Here is an 842-nt window from a genome sequence, read left to right as displayed (position 1 = left end):
TTCGAAGAGTATTACCATCATAACATCCATAAAAACAAGCTTTCTCTAAAAGAAAATGAGCGTAGCAATGACCAATACAAGATCTCGGAAAATATGACCATAAAAGGAAACTTCCTTCTTGACCGAATTTGGGACAAGATAGGCTGCAAAAAACAAACCCAGTCCAATATACATCAGAAGAGAGACAATGGTCATTGGATTTCTTAAAAAGAGAAGTGTTGCTAAAATAGTCACCAACACTGTCTTTTTTCTGTCTAGCATAGCAAGAAAATCGCGCATGTATTTTTTCAAGGGTAAAAAAATCAGCAAATCTAGCCCAAATAGAAAGAAAAAGGATGGCAATAAAAAGTCAACTAATTCTTGCTGCAGCGTATTTTTAATGAACAAGTTATCTGACAAGACAAGGACAGCTCCTAATAAATTAATTAAGAGTAACATACTGTAAAAAAGCTTCACTGACTTCTTACTGGCTAGGACACTATGGACTTCTTGCTTACGGGTATAAAGATAATTTACTCCAGCACAGATTCCTGAAACGAAGACCATACTTCCGATGAAAAAAGCTGTACTTTGTTTAAAGGACAAGATGCATTCCTTCCATAGAAAACAGCTACTCAAACTGATTTGAATTAAAGCTAACAAAAATAAGATTCTCATTGTTTTCATCTTTTCTCTCCCTTCCTACCAATCATTATACTAGGAGAAAAGAGAGAACTGTTTTCAATCTTCTCAAATGTCTCTTTTAGACGCTAAACAAACATGAGAGACTACTACTCAATGAAAATCAAAGAGCAAACTAGGAAGCTAGCCGCAGGTTGCTCAAAACACTGTTTTGAGGTTGC

Annotated in this window: 1 protein-coding gene; it reads right to left on the bottom strand. The window is 35.4% G+C overall.

The features are described 5' to 3' along the window. Window positions 1-45 precede the first annotated feature (45 nt). The gene (locus HT715_RS11555; RefSeq protein WP_000855698.1) at window positions 46-666 is read right to left on the bottom strand and encodes a hypothetical protein; all 621 of its coding nucleotides are present in this window, start codon (window positions 664-666) and stop codon (window positions 46-48) included. Between the last annotated feature and the right edge of the window lie 176 nt (window positions 667-842).

Origin of the sequence: Streptococcus sp. 4155, assembly GCF_013276695.1 — a bacterium.
Classification (GTDB): Bacteria; Bacillota; Bacilli; order Lactobacillales; family Streptococcaceae; genus Streptococcus; species Streptococcus pseudopneumoniae.
The sequence above is the reverse complement of the archived record's forward strand: the minus strand, read 5'-3'. Positions and strand labels throughout refer to the sequence as shown.

Bases quoted from the DNA above. Each gene is read 5' to 3' on its own strand.
- HT715_RS11555 (WP_000855698.1), bottom strand. From the start codon at position 666: ATGAAAACAATGAGAATCTTATTTTTGTTAGCTTTAATTCAAATCAGT.